The organism is Parasphingorhabdus sp., assembly GCF_041748495.1.
GTDB lineage: Bacteria > Pseudomonadota > Alphaproteobacteria > Sphingomonadales > Sphingomonadaceae > Parasphingorhabdus.
This window is the reverse complement of record NZ_JBGTDD010000146.1, coordinates 71,214-94,061: the sequence shown is the minus strand read 5'-3', so window position 1 is coordinate 94,061 and position 22,848 is coordinate 71,214. Positions and strand designations below refer to the sequence as shown.

General features: G+C 57.8%; 19 protein-coding genes. 1 reads left to right on the top strand and 18 read right to left on the bottom strand.

What is annotated here, in order from left to right:
• Nucleotides 1-56: 56 nt before the first annotated feature.
• The 4 genes from ACEW8J_RS13210 to ACEW8J_RS13195 form a co-directional block, all read right to left on the bottom strand.
• Nucleotides 57-971 (bottom strand): aminotransferase class IV, encoded by a 915-nt coding sequence (locus ACEW8J_RS13210; protein ID WP_373492110.1) that lies wholly within the window; start codon nt 969-971, stop codon nt 57-59.
• A gap of 473 nt (nt 972-1,444) precedes the next feature.
• On the bottom strand, nt 1,445-2,857 hold the full coding sequence (gene lpdA / locus ACEW8J_RS13205) for a dihydrolipoyl dehydrogenase (protein WP_373492109.1): 1,413 nt from the start codon (nt 2,855-2,857) through the stop codon (nt 1,445-1,447).
• A 19-nt stretch (nt 2,858-2,876) separates the two neighbouring features.
• The gene (locus tag ACEW8J_RS13200) at nt 2,877-3,260 is read right to left on the bottom strand and encodes an acyl-CoA thioesterase (RefSeq protein ID WP_373492108.1); all 384 of its coding nucleotides are present in this window, start codon (nt 3,258-3,260) and stop codon (nt 2,877-2,879) included.
• The gene (locus tag ACEW8J_RS13195) at nt 3,257-4,639 is read right to left on the bottom strand and encodes a pyruvate dehydrogenase complex dihydrolipoamide acetyltransferase (RefSeq protein WP_373492107.1); all 1,383 of its coding nucleotides are present in this window, start codon (nt 4,637-4,639) and stop codon (nt 3,257-3,259) included. The genes ACEW8J_RS13200 and ACEW8J_RS13195 overlap by 4 nt, the downstream gene beginning before the upstream one ends.
• 137 nt (nt 4,640-4,776) lie before the next feature.
• Between ACEW8J_RS13195 and ACEW8J_RS13190 the strand changes: the two genes are divergently transcribed.
• Nucleotides 4,777-5,232 carry a universal stress protein gene (locus ACEW8J_RS13190; protein WP_373492106.1) on the top strand — a complete coding sequence of 152 codons (456 nt, stop codon included), beginning with the start codon at nt 4,777-4,779 and terminating at the stop codon, nt 5,230-5,232.
• On the opposite strand, the gene ACEW8J_RS13185 is transcribed toward ACEW8J_RS13190, so the two are convergent.
• The 14 genes from ACEW8J_RS13185 to ACEW8J_RS13120 all read right to left on the bottom strand — a co-directional run bounded on the left by ACEW8J_RS13185 (nt 5,229) and on the right by ACEW8J_RS13120 (nt 22,812).
• On the bottom strand, nt 5,229-5,759 hold the full coding sequence (locus ACEW8J_RS13185; protein ID WP_373492105.1) for a peroxiredoxin-like family protein: 531 nt from the start codon (nt 5,757-5,759) through the stop codon (nt 5,229-5,231). The genes ACEW8J_RS13190 and ACEW8J_RS13185 overlap by 4 nt on opposite strands.
• Before the next feature lie 69 nt (nt 5,760-5,828).
• The gene (gene rnr, locus ACEW8J_RS13180) at nt 5,829-8,123 is read right to left on the bottom strand and encodes a ribonuclease R (RefSeq protein ID WP_373492104.1); all 2,295 of its coding nucleotides are present in this window, start codon (nt 8,121-8,123) and stop codon (nt 5,829-5,831) included.
• Nucleotides 8,123-9,658, bottom strand: coding sequence for a proline--tRNA ligase (gene proS / locus ACEW8J_RS13175; RefSeq protein WP_373492103.1), 1,536 nt, complete (start codon nt 9,656-9,658; stop codon nt 8,123-8,125). The genes rnr and proS overlap by 1 nt, the downstream gene beginning before the upstream one ends.
• A gap of 33 nt (nt 9,659-9,691) precedes the next feature.
• A complete protein-coding gene (gene phaR, locus ACEW8J_RS13170) occupies nt 9,692-10,309 on the bottom strand; it encodes a polyhydroxyalkanoate synthesis repressor PhaR (RefSeq protein ID WP_373492102.1) in 618 nt (205 codons plus the stop codon).
• Between the two features lie 179 nt (nt 10,310-10,488).
• A complete protein-coding gene (alr, locus tag ACEW8J_RS13165; protein ID WP_373492101.1) occupies nt 10,489-11,544 on the bottom strand; it encodes an alanine racemase in 1,056 nt (351 codons plus the stop codon).
• Between the two features lie 19 nt (nt 11,545-11,563).
• Nucleotides 11,564-13,201: an MFS transporter gene (locus ACEW8J_RS13160; protein WP_373492100.1), complete on the bottom strand. Its 1,638-nt coding sequence runs from the start codon at nt 13,199-13,201 to the stop codon at nt 11,564-11,566.
• 26 nt (nt 13,202-13,227) lie between these two features.
• Nucleotides 13,228-15,198, bottom strand: a complete 1,971-nt coding sequence (locus ACEW8J_RS13155; RefSeq protein WP_373492099.1) for an acetyl-CoA carboxylase biotin carboxylase subunit — start codon at nt 15,196-15,198, stop codon at nt 13,228-13,230.
• Between the two features lie 122 nt (nt 15,199-15,320).
• Nucleotides 15,321-16,391, bottom strand: coding sequence for a biotin synthase BioB (bioB, locus tag ACEW8J_RS13150; protein ID WP_373492098.1), 1,071 nt, complete (start codon nt 16,389-16,391; stop codon nt 15,321-15,323).
• Entirely contained in the window at nt 16,388-18,535 is a 2,148-nt protein-coding gene (gene scpA, locus ACEW8J_RS13145) for a methylmalonyl-CoA mutase (protein ID WP_373492097.1), read from the bottom strand. Before scpA ends, bioB begins: the two co-directional genes overlap by 4 nt.
• Nucleotides 18,536-18,638: 103 nt before the next feature.
• On the bottom strand, nt 18,639-19,421 hold the full coding sequence (locus ACEW8J_RS13140) for an enoyl-CoA hydratase-related protein (RefSeq protein WP_373492096.1): 783 nt from the start codon (nt 19,419-19,421) through the stop codon (nt 18,639-18,641).
• 89 nt (nt 19,422-19,510) lie between these two features.
• A complete protein-coding gene (mce, locus tag ACEW8J_RS13135) occupies nt 19,511-19,945 on the bottom strand; it encodes a methylmalonyl-CoA epimerase (RefSeq protein ID WP_373492095.1) in 435 nt (144 codons plus the stop codon).
• Nucleotides 19,946-20,890: a DUF808 domain-containing protein gene (locus tag ACEW8J_RS13130; protein ID WP_373492094.1), complete on the bottom strand. Its 945-nt coding sequence runs from the start codon at nt 20,888-20,890 to the stop codon at nt 19,946-19,948.
• Between the two features lie 19 nt (nt 20,891-20,909).
• Entirely contained in the window at nt 20,910-21,305 is a 396-nt protein-coding gene (locus ACEW8J_RS13125; RefSeq protein WP_373492093.1) for a Rap1a/Tai family immunity protein, read from the bottom strand.
• Nucleotides 21,286-22,812 (bottom strand): acyl-CoA carboxylase subunit beta, encoded by a 1,527-nt coding sequence (locus tag ACEW8J_RS13120; protein ID WP_373492092.1) that lies wholly within the window; start codon nt 22,810-22,812, stop codon nt 21,286-21,288. The genes ACEW8J_RS13125 and ACEW8J_RS13120 overlap by 20 nt, the downstream gene beginning before the upstream one ends.
• Between the last annotated feature and the right edge of the window lie 36 nt (nt 22,813-22,848).

The window sequence follows — 22,848 nt, the reverse complement described above, 5'->3', positions numbered from 1 at the left end:
GATTCGGGGTGCGTGCGCAATAAGGGCGTGTCTCGACTTCGCTCGACACGATCGGGCTAGACAACGTCATGCTCGATCAGCTCCTTGTAGAGCCCCTGCAGGCGTTCCACCATCAGCCCGCTGCCCTCGGTCAATATTCGGCCGTCCACTTCCCTAACCGGAACCACGCCAGCAAAGGTTCCGGTCACAAAGGCCTCGTCCGCGCCATAGACATCGGTCAGCGAGAAATTCTTCTCGAACACCGGAATATCATTCTCCCGGCAAGTCCGGATGACATTGGCCCGGGTGATCCCGCCAAGGCAATAGTCGCCGCTCGAGGTCCAGACCTCGCCCTTGCGGACAATGAAGAAATGGGTGCTGTTGCAGGTCGCAACAAAGCCGTGCGGATCGAGCATCAGCGCCTCGTCCGCTCCGGCCTGGGTCGCCTGGATGCAGGCGGTGATGCAATTGAGCTTGCTGTGCGAATTCAGTTTCTGGTCCTGCACCGCCGGATCGCCGCGCCGGACATGGACGGTGAACAGCCGGATGCCGTTTTCGACCGTGCTGGGCAGCGCTTCCTTATATTCGGGAATGATGACGATGGTCGCCGGCGAGATCACCACGCGCGGATCCTGATAGGGAGTCGACCGGATGCCGCGCGTGACCATCAGGCGGATATGGACGCCTTCCTGTTCCGTCATGCCGTTACCGCTGATTGTCGCGTACAGCCGTTCCACCAGCGCTTCGCGCGAGATCCCGATATCCATGGCGATCGCCTTTGATCCTTCAAACAGCCGGTCGAGATGAGCGTCGAGAAAGGCAATCTTTCCCTTGTGCACCCTAAGGCCTTCCCAGACGCCGTCGCCGAGCATGAATCCGCTGTCAAAAACAGACACCACCGCCTCGGCGCGTGGCGTCATGACGCCATTGACGTTGATCAGAATATTTTTGTTGCGCGGATCGGGGGTAAAATCATGCGTACCCTTAGCCATGGATTCTAACCTTCTGATTTATTGGAATAATGGGAGATGATCTTTACAATCTTTACAGTGTAAAAGGAAAGAAAACCCGGGCGGCTGGCAGGGTCTGTTTTTGGGGGTTTGGGGAAGCGAAACAGATCATGAGCCATGCAGAACAGGCTAGCCCAATTGGACCAGTGTAGGAAAGCTTTTGTTCTGCTGGGGAATGTGCTGCCGTGGGGCAGACGTGTATCTGCCGACCTGTGTTCAGAGAAGCGTGTGCAGGAGATGGGCCCCTGCCTGCGCAGGGGCACGGTTGTGGCTGATATCCTATCTGACATGGAAACCTATATCTCGGCGTTCTGTTCCCCGCCGCAGGGCGGGGTCCCGAACTGTCCAGAAGGAACGTCTGGGCCGCGCCCTGCGGCGGGTAACACCCTTTGAACAAATTCATGTCCAATGCACGCTCTGCTTCCCTCTCCCTCAAAGGAGAAGGTTTAGAGGTTCTAAATGTGCAGAACGCGTCCATAAGCATCCAGCACACTCTCATGCATCATTTCGCTGAGCGTAGGATGGGGGAAGACGGTGTTCATCAATTCCGCTTCGGTCGTTTCCAGCGTCTTGCCGATGGTATAGCCCTGGATCAGTTCGGTGACTTCCGCCCCGATCATGTGGGCACCGAGCAATTCGCCCGTCTTGGCGTCAAACACGGTCTTGATAAAGCCTTCGGTCTCGCCCAGTGCAATCGCCTTGCCATTGCCGATGAAGGGGAATTTCCCGACCTTGACGTCATGACCGGCTTCCTTCGCCTTGGCTTCGGTGAGGCCGACGCTGGCAATTTGCGGATGGCAATAGGTACAGCCAGGGATATTGTTGACGTCCATCACATGCGGATGGCCGTCTTTGTCCATCGATTGGGCGATGGTTTCAGCCGCTATCACGCCCTCATGGCTGGCCTTGTGCGCCAGCCATGGACCCGCAGTGCAATCGCCGATCGCATAGATGCCGTCGATATTGGTCCGGCAATGGTCATCGGTCTTGATGTGAAAGCGATCGTCGGGCTTTACGCCCAGTTCGTCGAGGCCGATGGTTTCGATATTGGGCATGATGCCGACGGCGACGATGACATGGCTGAAGTCATGACTTTCCTTCTTGCCCTTGCTGTCCTCGATCTCCGCCTTGACGCCCTTGTCGCCGACATCGATGCTCTTTACCCCGGCACCGGTCATGATGGTCATGCCCTGTTTTTTCAGAGACTTCTGAAGGAAAGCCGAGATTTCTTCATCTTCCACCGGGACGATCCGGTCGAGCATTTCGACGACCGTCACATCGGCGCCGATATCATTATAGAAGCTGGCAAATTCGATGCCAATCGCGCCGGACCCGATGACCAGCAATTTGGTCGGCATTTCGGGTGGTGTCATCGCGGTGCGGTAGGTCCAGATGCGCTTGCCATCAGCCTTGGCAAAAGGCAAATCGCGGGCCCGGGCGCCGGTGGCAATGATGATATTCTTGGCGGCAAGCTCTTCCTCGCCTTTCTCAGTCTTGACGGTCATCTTGCCGGGCGCGGTTATTTTACCATCACCCATTACGACATCGATCTTGTTCTTTTTCATCAGGCCGGTGACGCCCTGATTGAGCTGCTTGGCCACGCCGCGCGAGCGCTTGACGATGGCATCGAGGTCGGCGCTGATCTTCTCGGCGACCAGACCGTAATCGCTGGCATGTTTCATATTGTGGAACACTTCCGCCGAGCGCAGCATTGCCTTGGTCGGAATGCAGCCCCAGTTGAGACAAATGCCGCCGAGATTTTCGCGTTCGACAATCGCGGTCTTGAGACCCAGCTGCGAGGCGCGAATGGCGGCAACATAGCCGCCGGGGCCGCTGCCGAGAACGATGAGGTCGTAAGTGTCTGCCATGATATTCCTTTTGGTAATCTTATTCGAGCGTAGGAACCTGCACCGGCTGGCCATCGCCGTCTACCGCCACAAATATGTAGATACCCGATGCCGCCTTCATCATTTCATCTTCATGCCGGTCGCGGCGATAGGCGTCGACCTGAACGGTCATCGAACTGCGGCCGATTTGGATAAACTCTGCATAGACCGACAGTTCGTCGCCAATTCCCACCGGATGTTCGAACCGTAGATCATTGGCGCCTACCACGACCGACTGGTGCTTGCTGTGCTGCGCCGCCAGCGCCCCGCCCGCCTGCGCCATCTGGCCCATCAGCCAGCCACCAAAGGCGACTCCGTAGGGATTACCTTCGGTTGGCATGACGATCGTGCGGATGGCAGGGACTTTTTCGGCAAGGTCGCTCAAGCCAGCATTCCCAGCGGATTTTCGACGGTTTCCTTGAATGCCTTCATGAAGGCCGCGCCGGTGGCTCCGTCGATCGCGCGGTGGTCGAAGCTGCCGGTGGCGGTCATGATCGTGGCGATCTGGACGCTGTCATCGATGACGACGGGCTTCTTGATGCCGGCGCTGATCGCCAGGATCATGCCCTGCGGGGGATTTATGACCGCATCGAATGTGGTGACACCGAACATGCCCATGTTGGACAGGCTGGCGGTGCCGCCCTGATATTCGTGCATCTTCAGCTTGCCGGCCTTGGCACGCTCGGCGAGATCCTTCATCTCCGTGGCAATCGCGCTGAGCGACTTGCTATCGGCGCTGGTGATGATCGGAGTGATCAGACCGCCAGGGATACTGACCGCCACCGAAATGTCGGCACGCTGGTAGCGGATCAGATTGTCGTCGGTATAGCTGACATTGCTGTCCGGTGCCTGCATCAGCGCTACGGCCTGCGCCTTGATCAGCAGATCATTGACCGACAGTTTGACGCCGCGCGATTCCAGCGATGCGTTGAGTTCGCCGCGTAGCTTGAGCAGCTTGTCGATATTGACATCGATGCTGACCCGGTAATGCGGGATCGTCTGCTTGGCCTCGGTCAGACGGCGAGCGATGGTCTTGCGCATACCGGAGAGCTTTTCCGCTGTGTGCGGGATATCGAAATCGCCGGATTTGGGCGACGGTGCCGGGCTTGGTACCGGAGCAGCGTCTGGCGCAGGCGAAGCTGTTTCGCTCTTGGCCGGGGCGGTGCCCCCTTCGGCAGCGTCGATATCCACCTTGATAATCCGTCCGCCTGGACCGGAACCCGACAAGGCCGCCAGATCGACGCCTTTCTCTTCCGCCAGACGGCGAGCGAGCGGACTGACCTTCAGCCGCTCATCGCTGGATCCTGATGCGGCCTGAGGTGCCGGTGTAGGGGCAGCCTTTGATTCAGGCTCTGGCGCCGGGTTTTCTGCCTTAGCGTCGGCTTCCTCTGACTTGGCTTCCTCTGCCTTGGCGTCGCCTGACTCGGATCCCTCTGCGTCGGCTTCCTCTGATTTGGCATCAGATTCCTCTGTCTTTTTCTCTTTCGGCGCAGCAGGCGCTTCAATATCGTCGGTATTTTCGCCTTCCTCGGCGATAATCGCGATAACGGCACCGACTTTCACATTTTCAGTGCCTTCGGCGATCACGATCTTGGCAATCACGCCTTCGTCAATCGCCTCGAATTCCATTGTTGCCTTGTCGGTCTCGATCTCGGCCAGCAAATCGCCGGAAGCTACGCTATCGCCCTCTTTCACCAGCCATTTGGCCAGCGTGCCTTCTTCCATCGTCGGGGACAGTGCAGGCATTTGGAGATTGATGGGCATGGCCGGATATCTTTCCTGAATTAACTCGCTTTTTCGCTTCAAACTGTCGAACATTGCGCCAATGGCGTCAAGGGCGCTCGCTTGCCTTGCGGGCATTTTTATCGCAACAGGTATTTCTGACAGGAGGAGGAGGGTTCATGCGTACATATCTGGTGGTGATCGACGAGACCGATGAGGCCAGCCTGGCGCTGCGTTTTGCTTCCCGCCGGGCGATGAAAACCAATAGCGCGCTGCACATATTGGCGCTGGTCGAAAGAGAGGATTTTGTCGCCTGGGGTGGTGTACAGGCGACGCTTGAAGAAGAGGCCAAGAACCGGGCCGAGGCCCTGGTATCGGGTGCTGCCGGCAGCCTGTTCGAGGAAACCGGAATCCGTCCCTCGATCACGGTAAAACAGGGCAAGGGGCCCCAAGTCGTGCGAGAGATGATGGACGAGGTGGACGGTCTGGCGGCGTTGGTGCTGGGGGCTGCCGCCAGCGGCGCACCTGGTCCACTGGTCAGCCATTTTGCCGCCGCTGAGGCGGGCTCCCTGCCCTGCCCGGTGATGGTCGTGCCGGGATCGCTGAGCAAGGAAGAAATCGACCGGCTGAGCTAAGAGCGAGCCGCCAGCGCACCGCGAGCGGGATAGCCCGACTCGATCGCATAGTCGATACCCTTCAGCAGCTGGTCGAGCGGAGGTCGGGTGAACGGCATGTTCTGGATGCTGGCGAAATAGAGCGTCTGGTCCGGCTTGACGAGCATGAGCGCCGGTTCGGAGAATATCGACGGCTCGGCGCTGCCGGGCCGGCCTGTCGAAATATAAAGGCCAAGGTCGCGCGCAAGATTTTCACCCAGTCCATAGCCGATCATCAGTTCATCAATGCCCCAATCATCAGCCGATTTCTGGGCCCGTTCCTGGTCATCCATACTGATGGCAACGACAGTGATCGCCCGCCTGGCAAAATCACCGAGATGGCGCTGCAGGTCGCGCAACTGCATCTTGCAAATCGGGCAATGCAAGCCCCGATAGAATAGCAGAAGGGTAAAGCCGTCGCCGAGACGCTGGCTCAGCTGAAACTTTCCGCCGTCTGTCATCGGGACGGTAAAATCGGGAACGGCGCGGCCGGGAATCAGCGTGGGCATGGGGAGCAATCCTTCGTTGGATGAGCCCCCCTTATTCAAGCCCAGCGGCGCTCATGTTACAATCAAATATTATTTTCGCCGCGCCTTGCCCATGTTGCCGCGGACATTGGCGGGTCGTCCCGGCTTGCCCTTGCGATGGGGCTTGCCCTTGCCGCTCCGGTGGGGAGCCGCGCGAGAGGGCATATGGTTGGCGCCTTCGGCCAATTCGAACAGCAGGCTGCCGGTTGCGGCATTGGCCTCGACCAGCCGCAGTTCGATTTTCTGGCCGATATTGTAGGTTGTGCCGCTGTCCATGCCGGTCAGCTGCTGTTTCGCCTCATCATAATCAAACCGTTCGGACCCCAGCGTGCGGACCGGTACCAGGCCGTCGCCGCCCAGTTCCTCGACGGTTGCGAAAAAGCCGAAATTCTGGACACCGGTGATGCGGCATTTGACGACTTCGCCAACCCGGTCGGCGAGATGGGCCGAAATATAGCGGTCAATGGTTTCCCATTCCGCTTTCATTGCCCGGCGCTCAAGCTTGGAGATTTTTTCCGAGATGATTTCTAGACGGGCCGCCTCTTCCTTGCCCAGCCCGGAATATTCCGGGATGTCATCATTCTTAGGGGCCGGCTGCTCGAGCTTGCAGGCACTGACCAGGGCGCGGTGCACGACCAGATCGGCATAGCGGCGGATCGGGCTGGTAAAATGGGCGTAGCTGCCCAGCGAGAGGCCAAAATGACCCATGTTGGTGTGGCCATAATAAGCCTGGGTCTGGCTGCGCAAGATCTGTTCCATGACCAGCGGCAGCAGCAATTCGTCATCAACATGCTCGATGAGACGGTTGAATACCGAGGGTTTGATCACCTGGCCCATCGCAAAGCTGATCTCGAAGCTCTTGAGATAGTCTTTCAGCGCAATGAGTTTTTCCCGCGAGGGCACTTCATGGACGCGGTAGATCACCGGAGATTTTTTCGACTCCAGCATCCGGGCGGCTGCGACATTGGCGACGATCATATAATCCTCGACCACCCGGTGCGCGTCGAGACGTTCGCGGATCGCGATCTCGACAATCTTGCCCTGATCGTCCAGCACCACCCGCTTTTCAGGCAGATCGAGATTGAGCGGCTCGCGTTCGTCCCGCGCCTTGGCCAGCAACTTCCAGCAGGCCCATAAAGGCTCAAGCGCGCTGCGCTTCAGCGGATGGTCGAGCTTCCCGTCCATCGCCGCCTGCGCGTCTTCATAGGCGATATTGCCAGCCAGCTTGACGATTGCCCGGGTAAAGCGCGAGGCAATCACCTGCCCTTTTGCATTGATTGTCACGTGACAGACCAGCGACGCGCGGTCGACACCCTGTTTCAGGGAACAGACATCGGTCGACAGCGCTTCCGGCAGCATCGGTACAACGCGGTCGGGGAAATAGACGCTATTCCCCCGCTTATAGGCTTCGCGGTCAAGCTTGCTTCCCGAACGGACATAATAGGAAACATCGGCGATCGCGATCAGCGCCTTGAAGCCGCCCTTGTTGTCGGGGCTGTCATCGGGCGCGGCCCAGATCGCATCATCATGGTCACGGGCATCGGCCGGATCGATGGCAACGATCGGAAGGTGGCGCAGGTCTTCGCGCTTCTCCTTCGAAATTTCCAGCCGGGTTGCGTGCTCGGCTTCCTCGACTACTGGGTCGGGGAAATGCAGCGGAATTTCGAATTTGTGGATCGCGATCAGACTGAACGATTTCGGCGCGAACGGATCGCCCAGGATTTCCTTGACCCGCGCCTTGATCTCGGAGCCGCGCTTGAGCGGTTCGGCCAGCACCAGATTGCCCGGCTCGGCGTCGCCCAGTTCCAGGATCGCGGTGCTGCGGCGGATCTTGCGATCCACCGGTTTCAGCCAGTAGCGGTCGCGCTCGTCCTTTTCGACGATTCCGAGAAGCATCTCGCTGCTCTGGGCCAGCTTCTTCATCAAAAAGGCGATATGGCCCTGCCCGCGCTCTTCGGTGCGGGCGAGGATGCGATCGCCAACTGCCAGCGCAGCGCGACGACCTTTTTCCTTGATTCTGAGCTTGGGCGCCGACGCGCTTTCCGCTTCCCATTTTTCCGGAACGCCGATCGCTTCATTGCCATCGATTTCGACGATTTTCAGCACCGTGACTTTCGGAATTCCGCCCATTTTATGAAAAGCCCTTCCCGGTGTGCTGTCGATCAGGCCTTCGTCCGCCATATCTTTCAGCAAGGCCTTGAGGGCTATTTTGTCCGATCCGCGCAAACCGAATGCCTTGGCGATTTCGCGCTTGCCGACCGGTTGATCCGAGCGCTCGATCAGATCAAGAATCTGCTTGCGCGTGGGAACCTGTTTCGGTTTGTGAGGCTTTTTTGGTCCGGCCATCAATAGGCTTTGCCGATAATGATCCGCTCGTCTGCCGGCTTGCCCGTGAAGATACAATTGCCGTCCACGGCGGCGGCATCCACCGGTATGTTGCGAAAAGTCAGCTTCAGCTTCTTGAGACGTTCTTCAATGGCTTCCAGTTCATCCCCGGTTGCCCGGGACCATTGCACTTCCAGCCATCCCGGATATTTCTTATTCTCTTTGTAGAAGCGCTCGACGTCCGGCCAATGTTCGATACCGCGCGTGATATTGCTATCCAGACGGGCCTTGGCTTCGCCGTGCAATGCCGTCTGAATTTCAGCCAGCAAGGCCGGGATGTCCGCAATGAATTCCGCCTTCGCCAGAAATTTCGTGTCGAGTCTTCCGCTGTCCTGATAAAGCCGGTCCCGGCGGATCATCGCCACCTTGCCTTCTGCCATGTCGCGCGGGCCTATTTCGAGAATGATCGGCGCGCCTTTTTTTACCCAAGACCAGCGCTTGGTCTGGGTTTTGGCCCCACTGACATCGAGTTTTACCCGCACCGGTTCGTCAAAGGCTCTCTGTCCGGCGATTTCCTTCATCAGGGCCTTGCAATAGTCCAGCACATCTTCGTCTTCCGGTTTGTCCCGCAGCATTGGCACGATCACCACCTGATAGGGCGCAATCAGCGGCGGCACGCGCATGCCGTCATCGTCGCCGTGGGTCATGATGACGCCGCCGATCAGCCGCGTCGACGTGCCCCAGCTGGTTGTATAGGCGAACTGGAATTCGCCATCCTTGTCCTGGAAACGGATATTTTGCGCCTTGCTGAAGGTCTGGCCGAGGAAGTGGCTGGTGCCCGCCTGCAGCGCCTTGCCATCCTGCATCATCGCTTCGATCGAGTAAGTCGCATCCGCACCCGGGAAACGTTCATTCTCCGGCTTTTCTCCGGCGATAACGGGCATCGCCAGCACCGTTTCGGAAAATTCCCGGTACATTTCCAGGATGTTCAGCGTTTCCTCCATCGCCTCCGCTTTCGACGCATGAGCGGTATGACCTTCCTGCCAGAGAAATTCGCTGGTCCGGAGGAACATCCTGGTCCGCATTTCCCAGCGCACGACATTGGCCCACTGGTTGATCATCACCGGCAGATCGCGCCAGCTTTGCACCCAGCGGGCGAATGCGGTGCCGATCACGGTTTCGGAGGTTGGCCGAACGACAAGCGGTTCTTCCAGTTTGGCGTCCGGATCAACAACCAGACCGCCATCTTCGCTCTTCATCAGTCGATGATGGGTGACAACCGCCATTTCCTTGGCAAAGCCCTCGACATGCTCGGCTTCCTTGGCAAAATAGCTGAGCGGAATGAACAGCGGAAAATAGCAATTTTCATGCCCCGTAGCCTTGATCCGCTGATCCATCAGATATTGCACCCGTTCCCAGATACCATAGCCCCAGGGCCGCATGATCATGCAGCCGCGCACACCGGATTCTTCGGCGAGATCCGCTTCGGCAACTACTTGTTGGTACCAAGCCGCAAAATCTTGATCGCGGCTGATGGACAGAGCATTTTTATTCACTTGGTTTTCCTGCGGATTATGATGTTCCGAAAATCAGCTATCTAGCTTGTCGATTTTCGACTGGATATCAGCCAGCTGCTTTTTCAATGCCTTGATTTCGGCGTCTTTATCTGACAATTCTTCAGACGAGTCATTCTCCGCCTCCGCGCTGCCATTCTGGCCCCGGCTCAGCGCCTTTTCGAACACGCCAGCCAGCGGGCTTGCCTTCAGGGCATTTTCGACGGCTTCCTGAAACTGCTTCTGGTTCTTGACCGCCATCTGGCCCAGCGGATTCTTATTGAGCGCACCTTCGACGGCTTCCTGAAACTGTTTCTGGTTCTTGCGGAAATTATCCATGGAAGCTTCGAGATAGGAAGGCATCAGCGACTGCATGCTGTTCCCGTACATGGAGATCAGCTGGCGAAGGAATTTGACCGGCAGCATCTGCTTGCCACTACTCTCCTCGTCGACAATGATCTGTGTCAGAACATTGTGGGTTATATCTTCTCCGGTCTTGGCGTCGACGACGACAAAATCCTGATCATTGCGAGTCATCTCGGCAAGGAAATCAAGCGTGATATAACTGGACGTCTGGGTATTGTAGAGGCGGCGATTGGCATATTTTTTTATGATGATCGGATCGCCTGGATTAATGTTCTTGGACTTGGCCATATCAGCTCCCGAAAGGTTAGAAAACTCGGATCGAGCCCGTGTCTCTAACCGTCAAATATTTACATGTTGCAGGAGCACTAAACCTATTTGTGCATTGCCGCAACTTCTGTTGTTATGCAGCATTTTTGCGCAGCAATTTTCAATTGTGCAAGCGCGTTGCAATGGTCGTCATCGCTTCCCTATGCCCAGTTCCGAAACAAGCGCTGACCGAGGCCGGTGATCAGTTCATATTGCGACAATCCGGACTGGGCTGATGCAGCGCGAAGATCGAAGTCGCAATCGACCCAGTCGCCTTCCCTCCGGTCGGCGGCCTGGCTCAGGTCGATCGCGATCAGGTCCATCGAGACCCGGCCAAGCACTGGCAGCTTCATGCCTTTGTACAGGAAGATTCCGCGATTGGAAAAACCGCGCAAATAGCCGTCGGCATAGCCCATTCCCAATATGCCGACCGGATGAGAACGCTGCGCAATATATTGCGCGTTATAGCCCAATCTGTCGCCGCTTTCGAGCATGCGGATCTGCAGAATTTCCGCTTGCAGCATCGCCACCGGCTGGATCCGCTCTGCCAGTTCCTGGCGCTGGATGCCGCCATATAGCGACAGGCCGGGGCGCGTGAGATCGAAATGATAGTCGCTGCCCAAAGCGATGCCGGCGCTGTTGGCGAGACTTGTCCTGCTGCACGGCACATTCGCCAATGCAGCCTTGTAGCGGGCCAGCTGATCGCTGTTCTGCGGTCCATCCTCATCCGCTGAGGCGAGATGGCTCATCGCGATATCGATTTTCAACCCGGCAAGGAGATCGCTGCCAAGATCACCCACATTTATCCCGAGCCGGTTCATGCCGCTGTTGATCATGAGATCGCACTTCCGCCCTGAATTTCGCCAGCGCGCCACCTGTTCGATAGTGTTGAGCACCGGTTTGGCTGGTGACTGCACGGCGAAGCGCATGTCCGCTTCGCGCACGCCATTCAGCACCGAAACCGAAGCCTTGCCGACGGTCAGGCCTTCAATCTCTCGCGCTTCCTGCCAGTTGGCGACGAAAAAATCTTCACAGCCCGCGGCGAGCAGATGGCCAACGACTTCGCGTGCGCCAAGGCCATAGCCATTGGCCTTTACCGCTGCGCCAGCTTTGGCTGTTCCGGACATCCGGTCGAGCGCGTGCCAGTTTGCCACCAGTGCGGCGCCATCAAGCTTTATTTGCGCGGTTGCCGGAATCGGAATCGTCTGGTCACTCATGAGTCGAGCGATAGGGGCTTTATCGATGTTCGTCGAGCGCCGCTTCGGGGTCGTCGGGGATACCCCACCACCCCACGACCAATGCGATGAAGACGAATATCCAAGTATACCAGAGGCCGGCGTAGACATCGCCGGAGCGGGCGACGATATAGCCCGCAATCAGCGGGAGAAAGCCGCCGAAATAGCCAGCTCCGATATGATAGGGTATCGACATCGAACTGTAGCGGATCTTGGCCGGAAACATTTCGGAAAGAAGCGCTGCGACGGAGCCGTAATTCATGGCGCTCAATGCACCGAGAAGGAGCAATATGCCGACTATCCCGGCCAAGGCAGCGGTTGAAGGCTGGCGATCGGTGAAATCATAGCCATGGTCAGCGAGACTGGCCTCGATTGCCAATTTGCGCTCAGCCGTACTGGCCGCCAATATTTCGGTCAGCAGGATGTCTGCGCCACCGACGGTCAAGCGGAGCTGGTCCGCATCGACCACATCATAAGGAACGCCGCTGGCGGTCAGCGCCTCGAGAATCTTGCCGCAATCGCTCGGCTTGCTTCCGACCAGATCGCTGAACGGATCGGTGGTGCATTGCTGGCCTGCGACCTGCACCGGTGACGATCTCGCGCTTTCCCAAAGACCAGGATTGGCCAGATTGCCCATCGCCCAGAAGCTCGGGAACAGCAGCAATAAAATCAGTATATTGCCCACGATGATCGGCTTTTTCCGCCCGACGCGATCCGACCATTTCCCGACAAAAAGATAGAAGGACATGGCGATGAACCCGGCGACGAAAACCATGATCTCGACAGTGAGATCATCGACCCGCATCGGTCCGCGCAAAAAGGACATGCCGGAGAAAAAGGCGGTATACCAGATGGTGGTGAGACCGGCGGTGATGCCGAAAAGCGCAACAAATATCCGTTTCTTGTTGCCGGGATAGGTGAAGCTTTCCGTGAACGGATTGGCAGACATTTCGCCAGCTTCCTTCATCGCCTGAAAGACTGGGCTTTCGGAGAGCTTCAGGCGCATCCACAGCGAAATGCCGAGCAGGATGATCGACAACAGGAACGGTATGCGCCAGCCCCAGGTGACAAAATCTTCCGGAGGAATCAGGAAGCGGCAGGCAAGCACTACGGCGATGCTCAGCACGAAGCCGCCAGCGACGCTGGCCTGAATGAAGCTGGTGTAGAAACCCCGCTTTTCTTTCGGCGCATGTTCGGCAACATAGATGGCCGCGCCACCATATTCCCCGCCCAGAGCAAGTCCCTGAAGTATCCTGAGCAGGATCACGATGATCGGCGCGGCGATTCCGATGCTCGCGGCGCTCGGGATCAGGCCTACGCCAGCGGTGGCGATACCCATCAGGGTCACTGTCACCAGAAATGTATATTTGCGGCCGAGCTTGTCTCCCAAATAGCCAAACAGGATAGCGCCGAGCGGTCGAAAACCGAAGCCGATGGCAAATCCGGCCCAGACCAGCAGCAATTGCAGGGTTTCATTATCCGAAGGGAAAAAGGCCGCGCCGATCAGCGTTGCCAGCGTGCCGTAGATGAAAAAATCATACCATTCGAAAACAGTGCCAGCGGACGAAGCCGCTATGACCAGGCGAATTTCCTTCTGCGTCGGTTCGCGCTGCCCCGCCATTGCTGCTTCACTGGCCATCCATTGCCCTCCCCAAGGCGATTAGCTTATTCCAGTTCGAGTATCACGGCATCAACGGCAAGGCTATCGCCTTGTGCTGCGGAGACCGACTTGACCACGCCGTTCTTCTCCGCTCGCAGGATATTTTCCATCTTCATCGCTTCGACAACGGCGAGAGGCTGACCTTCAACCACGGCCTCCCCTTCCCCGACGTGTAGCGCGACCAGCAGACCGGGCATCGGACAGAGCAGATATTTGGACAGATCGGGCGGAATCTTTTCGATCATGTGCACCGCGTGCTGCGCGACATGGGCGGGCAGGATCCGGGCCTTGTGGGTTGCCCCGTGGCTGTTCAGCGCGAAACCATTGGCGGTCTTCACGATCTTGACGGAAAGCGGCTTGCCGCCGACTTCCGCGAGAATCAGGCTGTCGCCTGGCGTATATTCCGTCGACAGGTCAACTTCCTGACCATCGACGGTGATTTCTTCCTCGGAGATTGACACGTCCATGATCGTATCGCCGATCTTGACCTGCCAATCGGAAGGCGGATCGAGGCGCTTGCCGAGCTGATTGTCGACGCGGCGGGCACGGTCGGCATGGGCGGTTGCCGCAAAGGCACCGATCGCTGCAAGATTACGGAGCAGTTCATCCGACGCCGGAGCACCCTGGAAACCGTCCGGATATTCTTCGGCGATGAAATTGGTGGTAATATTGCCTTCCCGGAACCGCTCATGCTGCATTAGCGCCGAGAGGAAATCGATATTATGGCCCGGCCCGACCAGTTCAAAACGGTTGAGCGCGTCGATCTGGCGGTCGATGGCCTCGATCCGGGTTTCGCCATAGGTGATCAGCTTGGCAATCATCGGATCATAGAAGATCGAGACCTCGCCGCCCTCGGCAACGCCATCGTCAACGCGGATGCCGTCTTCGGCTTCCGGCGGGCGATATTTGACCAGACGACCGGTGGAAGGCAAAAAGCCGCGATACGGGTCTTCGGCATAGACGCGGTTTTCGACCGCCCAGCCGGTGAGTGTGACCTCGTCCTGGGTCAGCGGCAGTTTCTCGCCATAAGCGACGCGGATCATCTGTTCGACCAGATCGAGACCGGTGATATATTCGGTGACCGGATGCTCGACCTGCAGGCGGGTGTTCATTTCGAGGAAATAGAAGCTCTTGTCGGCGCCGACGATCAGTTCGACCGTGCCGGCGCTGTAATAGCCCACGGCCTCTGACAAAGCGACGGCCTGTTCGCCCATTTTCTTGCGCATTTCGGGATCGACGAAGGGCGATGGCGCTTCCTCGACGACCTTCTGGTGGCGGCGCTGGATCGAACATTCGCGTTCGCCGAGATAGATGACATTGCCATGCTTGTCGCCGAGCACCTGGATCTCGATATGGCGCGGCTGTTCGATGAATTTCTCGATGAACACGCGGTCATCGCCGAAACTGGCGAGGCCTTCGCGCTTGGTTGCTTCGAAGCCCTCGCGGACGTCCTTCTCGTTCCAGGCGAGGCGCATGCCCTTGCCGCCGCCGCCGGCGCTGGCCTTCATCATCACCGGATAGCCGATTTCACCGGCGATGCGCACCGCATGTTCGGTATCGTCAATCTCGCCGATATGGCCGGGCACCACGCTGACGCCGGCTTTCTCGGCCAGCTTCTTCGACTCGATCTTGTCGCCCATCGCGGCGATCGCGTTGATCGGGGGACCGATGAAGGCGATGTCGTTGTCAGCCAGTTGCTGCGCAAAGCTGGTCCGCTCGGACAGAAAACCATAGCCCGGATGCACCGCCTCTGCACCGGTTTCCTTGCAGGCCGCGATGATCTTGTCGGCGACCAGATAGGATTCGCCGGCGGGCGACGGGCCGATATGCACGGCTTCGTCCGCCATTTTGACATGGGGAGAGCGTGCATCGGCGTCGGAATAGACGGCAACCGTCTTGATCCCCATTTTCTGGGCGGTGCGAATAACGCGGCAGGCAATTTCGCCACGGTTGGCGATCAGGATTTTTTTGAACACTTTATAACTCCGTATTTAATCCCCGTGCATGAACATGCCGGAATAAAACATCAAAACGAACAGGCAAACGACGATAAACCCACAAATGAGGAAACCTCTAAGGTTCACTCAGCCGCCTCTAACTAAACATCCCGCTGCTCGGCTGCCATCGGCACCAGCCCCAGTTTTGCAAACATCGCTTCATCTGCGTCATCGCCGGCATTGCCGGTGGTGAGCAGCTTGTCGCCGGTGAATATGCTGTTGGCACCGGCGAGGAAGCACAAGGCCTGGGTGCTTTCGCTCATGCTTTCGCGGCCAGCGGACAGCCGCACCATCGAGGCGGGCATGGTGATCCGGGCGACGGCAATCGTGCGCACAAATTCGATATCGTCAATCTTCGCCAGCGGTGTATCGGCGAGCATATCGCCGAGCACGGTGCCCTTGACCGGCACCAAGGCGTTGACCGGTACGCTTTCCGGATGCCGCGGCAGCGTCGCCAACGCGTGAACGAAGCCAACGCGGTCCGCGCGGGTCTCGCCCATGCCGACGATACCGCCGGAACAGACGTTAATCCCGCTGTTGCGGACATTCTCGAGCGTTTCCAGCCGGTCGTCGAATGTCCGGGTGGTGATCACCTTCTCATAATGTTCGGGTGAAGTGTCGATATTGTGATTATAATAATCGAGGCCCGCATCGGCGAGCATCCGGGACTGTTTTTCGGTCAGCATGCCGAGAGTCATGCAGGTTTCCATGCCCATCTGGCGGACGCCCTGCACCATTTCGATGATCGCCGGCATATCGCGGTCCTTGGGATTGCGCCACGCAGCGCCCATGCAGAAGCGGGAAGAGCCGCGGTCTTTCGCTTGCGCTGCGGTTTGCAGCACGGTGCGGACATCGAGCAATTTTTCTGCCTTGAGTCCGGATTTTGCGCCAGCGGACTGGTTGCAATAGCCGCAATCTTCCGGGCAGCCGCCGGTCTTGATCGATAGCAATGTCGAGAGTTGCACTTGGCCCGCCTTGTGGTTGGCGCGATGGACGGTGGCGGCCTGAAAAACAAGATCGTCGAACGGCAGGTCGAACAAAGTTGCGATTTCTTCGCGGGTCCAGTCGTTGCGGACTTCGTTTCCTGCCGTAGGGCAGGGTCCAGAAATGTCCTGTGCAATCGTCTGGACCCCGGCCTGCGCCGGGGAACTCATTGTTTCGTCCAAACTCATTCCGCAGCTTCCTCTTCGGGAGGCATATTATGCCCCAGCAATCTCAAGATATCGGCGGCACATTCCACAATATTGCTGCCCGGTCCATAGATTCCGACCACGCCGCTTTTGCGCAGAAATTCGTAATCCTTGGCCGGAATAACGCCGCCGGCAAAAACCTTGATATCGCCGCGCCCGGATTCTTTCAGCAAGTTGATCAGTTCGGGGATCAGCGTCTTGTGGCCTGCCGCGAGGCTGGAGGCACCGACGGCATCGACATTTTCCGAAAGGGCCAGATCCCGGGTTTCGCCCGGCGTCTGGAACAGCGGTCCGGAAATCACGTCGAAGCCCATATCGGTAAAGGCGCTCGACACCACATTGGCACCGCGATCATGACCGTCCTGGCCCATTTTCGCGACCAATATCCTGGGTTTGCGGCCAAGCCGCTGCGATACAGAGTCAACGCCGTCAATCACCATCGCGTAGCGGGCATTGCCTTCATAAGCCTTGCCATAGATGCCCTTGACCGGTGTCGGACGGGTTTCATAGCGACCAAAAACGGCTTCCATGGCATCGGAAATTTCACCGAGCGAGGCCCTTTGGCGCGCCGCGTCCACGGCCAGTGCTAGCACATTGCCATTAGATCTTGCGCCTTCGGTCAATGCCTTGAGCGCTGCCTGACAGGCGGCCTCGTCGCGTTCAGCGCGCATTTTCTCGAGCCGCGCAATCTGACCCTGCCGGACTTTGGCATTGTCGATGTCCAGCGTTTCCATTGGATCTTCCGCTTCGCGGCGATATTTGTTGACGCCGACGATCACCGCATCGCCCTTGTCGACAGCAGCCTGTCGTCCCGCAGCCGCTTCCTCGATCATCGCCTTTGGCCAGCCATCGGCGACGGCCTTGGCCATGCCGCCTTCGGCATCGACCTTTTCGATAATCTCCCAGGCTCGCTCAACCAGCTCGTCGGTCAGCGCCTCGACATAATAGCTGCCGCCGAGCGGATCGACGACCTGCGTAATCCCGGCCTCTTCCTGCAGCACGATTTGCGTGTTGCGGGCTATGCGCGCGGAAAAGTCGGTCGGTAGCGCGATGGCTTCGTCAAGTGCATTGGTGTGCAGCGACTGGGTTCCGCCCAACGTCGCGGCCATCGCCTCGATCGTGGTCCGGATCACGTTATTATACGGATCTTGTTCGGTCAGCGAGACGCCCGATGTCTGGCAATGGGTCCGCAACGTCTTTGACCGCTCCGACTTGGCGCCAAGCTCGTCCATCACGCGATACCACAGGGTCCGAGCCGCACGCAACTTTGCCACTTCCATGAAAAAATTCATGCCGATGCCGAAGAAAAAGCTCAGACGCCCGGCGAACGCATCAATATCGAGTCCTGTTTCCATCGCCTGTTTGGCATATTCACGGCCGTCAGCAATCGTGAAGGCCAGTTCTTGCACCGCCGTCGCACCGGCTTCGTGCATATGATAGCCGCTGATCGAAATGCTGTTGAATTTCGGCATATGCTCCGAGGTGTAGGCAATGATATCGGAAATGATCCGCATCGAAGGCGCAGGCGGATAGATATAGGTGTTGCGGACCATGAACTCCTTCAGGATATCATTCTGGATGGTGCCGGACAATTTTTCTTGCGAAACCCCCTGCTCTTCCGCCGCGATGATATAGAAGGCCAGACAGGGAATGACCGCGCCGTTCATCGTCATCGACACCGACATTTCGTCGAGTGGAATCTGGTCAAACAGGATCTTCATATCCTCGATGCTGTCGATCGCCACGCCGGCCTTGCCGACATCGCCGACGACGCGAGGATGGTCGCTGTCATAACCACGATGGGTGGCAAGATCGAAGGCCACCGACAGGCCTTTTTGCCCAGCTGCCAGATTGCGGCGATAGAAGGCGTTGGATTCCTCAGCGGTCGAAAAACCGGCATATTGGCGGATCGTCCAGGGACGCCCGGCATACATGCTCGCCTTGACACCGCGGGTGAACGGACCAAAGCCCGGCAGGCCCGGATCAATCCCCTTTTCGCTGACATCTTCCGCCGTATAGAGCGGTTTGACATCAATGCCTTCCGGGGTTTGCCAGGTCAGGTCACGGCCTTTGACTTCCTTGTCAGCCAGTTCCTGCCAGTCCTTGATTGTCGGTTTATCGGTCATATCTGCCCTGTGTCTAAATATATATTTGCCGTTAGTGGTGAGCCTGTCGAACGATGCCTCTCTGACGAGAAGCGCCTTTCGACAGGCTCAGGGCCAACGGTTTTCATTCACCCTTGAATTCGGCCTTGCGCTTCTGGAGAAAGGACATCGCCCCTTCCCTCGCGTCGTTGCTGTCGCCGGCAATTCTCTGGCCTTCGGCCTCGCGCAGCAATGCCGTAGCATAGTCGCATTCCAGCGCTTCGGCCAGATTTTTGCGCATGACACCTAGAGCGACGGTGGGTCCACCGGCAAGCCGTTTAGCCAAGGTCATGGCTTCGTCCAGCAACGCATCCGGCGCAACCACCTTGTGGATTGCACCCCATTCCAGGGCTTTGGCCGCAGGTAGCTTTTCGCCCAGCATCATCATTTCGGTCGCGCGTGCCTTGCCTACCAGACGGGTCAGCATCCAGCTGGCGCCGCCATCGGGTACAAGACCGATATTGACGAACGCCTGCAGGAAATAGGCCTTTTCGCTGGCAATCACGAAATCCGGTGCAAGACCGATCGAACAACCAACGCCCGCTGCAGGACCATTGACCGCGCTGATCGTCGGAATATTCAACTTGTGCAGTTTGAGCAGCATCGGGTTGTAATGACGGGTCAGTGCCTTGTAGCTACCTTGCCCTCCGGAAATCTCGCTATCGCGGCCGCCCTGCAAATCTGCACCGGAACAGAAACCCTTGCCTTCCCCGGTGATAACCAGGGCACGCGCGTCGCCAAGATGATCCATCGCATTGTTGATGTCATCGGCCATATTCAGCGAACAGGCGTTGAGGCGTTCCGGCTTGTTGAGCGTGATGGTGGCCACCTGGTCGGTGATGACGAGCTTGATATTTTCGAATTCCATATTCGGTCCTTTTGAATTTGGTCGTCATCCTGAACATGTTTCAGGACCTCTCCGGATCCTGAAACATGTTCAGGATGACGAGCGCAGCATTAATGCCCTTTGGGCGTTTCCATGATTTCGGTTAGCATCCCGCCCATATCCTTGGGATGCACAAAAAAGATAAGCGTCCCATGGGCGCCGATGCGCGGTTCACCGAGCACCCGCTTGCCTATTGTTTCAAATTCCGCCTTGGCGGCGTGGATGTCCGGTACTTCGAAACAGATATGATGCTGGCCGCCAAGCGGGTTCTTCTCCATCCATTTGCCGACCGCGCTGTCAGCCTCGGTGGGCTGCAGCAATTCGATCTGGGTGCCGGCAGAGCCGCCCTCGCCTGGCGTATTAACGAAGCAGACGCGCACTTTCTGCGAGTCCAGCACGAACGGCTCGGTGATGTCGGTCGCGCCCATCACATCACGGTAAAAGGCGATCGATGCGTCGAGATCGGGTGTTGCCACGCCGATATGGTTCATTCTACCAAGTTTCATCTAGTGTTTTCCTCCATGGGGAACAATTCTGTGAACCAATGGCGCGATTGCGGCGCCCACGAGGGTTCCGAGAACGCCGGACAGGACAGCAAAGGCAATCCCTCCGACAAGCAGCTTGGCCGAGGCCGGAAACAGACCAACCAGCGGATGCGACAAAATATCGATAAGATATTCGGGGCCGTGCCAGCCGATTGTCGCGACATTGTGGACCAGCAGCCCGCCGCCGACCCAGGCCATGGCCAATGTCCCGATGATCGAGATAGCGGTGAGCAGTTTGGGCATGAATCGCACCAGGCCGCGCCCGAAGGACGCTATCGCGCCCTCATTCTCTTTCGCAAGATGAAGCCCGATATCATCCATTTTTACGATCAGGGCAACGGCGCCATAGACGACCACGGTGATGACGATGCCGATCAACGCCAGAATGAGTCCCTGCTGCCACCAGACCTGATCGGTGACTTCGGACAGGGCAATGGCCATGATTTCTGCCGACAGGATCAGATCAGTGCGGATCGCCCCCGAGACCATTTCCTCCTCCCGGCCATGGCCTTCGACGATCGCCGGCACGTCATGTTTGGTTGTCTGATCGACACGGAGCCATTCGAGCACCTTCTCCGCCGCTTCATAACAGAGGAAGAGCCCGCCAAGGATCAGGATGAACGGAATCAGAAAGGGCGCAAATTGTCCCAGCAATACGGCGGCGGGCAGCAGAAAGAGCAGCTTGTTCTTGAACGACCCCTTGGCGATCTTCCAGATCATCGGCAATTCACGTGCCGGAGAGAAGCCGGTCACATATTGCGGCGTGACCGCAGCGTCGTCGATCACCACGCCCGCGGACTTCGTCCCCGCACGGGCGGCGGCCGCGCCGATGTCGTCAAGCGAAGCGGCAGCGACTTTCGCAATGGCTGCGACGTCGTCGAGGAGGGCTACTAGGCCGGTTGGCATTGTCGGCAGTCTGATGTCATTATTTGCATGGGAAATTGTCTTTAAGCGCAAGCACGATCAGGAAGGAGGCGGGAAGATTACGTTGTTCCGAGTTGGCCCCGATCCAGTCCTTCACATATTTTGCGAGACCTTCAATTTCGACACCTTCATTCAAGCAGAAATTTTTCTGTTTACCAGTTGGAATTGCGGAGAGATGATGAAGGTCAACGACACCCATTATATAAGCTACACAGAATTCATCAAAATTGCGTTCAGCACCCGTCGACGCGGGAATGGAACAATATTGAAGCAATTCACCTCCGCTAATGAAAGCGCCGGGCCCGGCCGGTGATTGCTCGGCTCCCGCTGCTGTTGCAGCATTCATGAGGCCCACAGCCATAAACATTGAGAGTAAATTAAAGCGGAATATTGTCATGCTTCTTCCAAGGGTTCTCCAGCTGCTTGTTGCGCAGCTTCCGTAGCCCCAGCGCCACTCTCCGCCGGGTGGAATGCGGCATGATCACCTCATCGATAAAGCCTTTTTGCGCCGCGATAAACGGGTTGGCAAAGCGGGCTTCATATTGGGCGGTGCGCTCGGCGATTTCTTCCGGAGTCTTGCCGCGGAAGATGATCTCGACCGCGCCTTTAGCGCCCATCACAGCGATTTCGGCGGTCGGCCAGGCATAGTTGAGATCGCCGCGCAGATGTTTGGACGCCATCACGTCATAGGCGCCGCCATAAGCCTTGCGGGTGATGATGGTGATTTTCGGCACCGTCGCCTCGGCATAGGCAAAGAGCAGCTTGGCGCCATGCTTGATGATGCCGTTATGCTCCTGGCTGGTACCGGGCAGGAAGCCCGGGACATCGACCAAAGTGACGATCGGGATATTGAACGCATCGCAATAGCGGACGAAACGCGCCGCTTTCTTGGATGCGTTGATGTCGAGGCAACCGGCGAGCACCATCGGCTGGTTGGCGACGACGCCGACGGTGGCGCCTTCGATCCGGCCAAAGCCGCAGATGATATTGCCGGCATGGGCCGGCTGGACCTCAAAGAAATCGCCTTCGTCGACCATCTTGCGGATGACCTCGTGCATGTCATAGGGCTGATTGGCATTGGCCGGGATCAGCGTGTCGAGGCTTTCCTCGAGCCGGTCCCAAGGATCGGCAGTCGGCCGTTCGGGCACTTCCTCGCGGTTGGACAGCGGCATGAAATCGATGAAGTCGCGCGCCGCGAGCAGCGCCTCGATATCATTCTCATAGGCAACATCGGCGACGCTGGTCTTGGTCGTGTGCGTCACCGCCCCGCCCAGCTCTTCCTGGGTCACAATCTCGTTGGTCACCGTCTTGACCACATCGGGACCGGTAACAAACATATAGCTGCTGTCCTTCACCATGAAGATGAAGTCGGTCATAGCCGGCGAATAGACCGCGCCGCCGGCGCAGGGCCCCATGATCAGGCTGAGCTGCGGGATGACACCGCTGGCAAGGACATTCTTCTGGAACACATCGGCATAGCCGCCGAGCGAGGCAACGCCTTCCTGAATGCGGGCGCCGCCGCTGTCGTTGATACCGATGACCGGTGCGCCGACCTTCATTGCATTGTCGAGCACCTTGCAGATCTTTTCCGCATGGCGTTCGGAGAGCGATCCGCCGAATACGGTAAAGTCCTGCGAGAAAACAAAGACCAGCCGGCCGTTGATCGTGCCGGAACCGGTGACCACGCCGTCACCCGGGATATGCTGCTCATCCATGCCGAAATCGACGCAATTATGCTCGACATACATGTCGATTTCCTCGAACGAATCCTCGTCGAGCAGGATATCAAGTCGCTCACGCGCGGTCAGCTTGCCCTTGGCATGCTGGCTGTCGATCCGTTTCTGTCCGCCGCCGAGCATGGCCTCGGCGCGCTTGGCTTCCAGTTGTGCGATAATGTCTGACATCGGTCCCCCAGGGTGAATCACGTTTCGCGATATGCC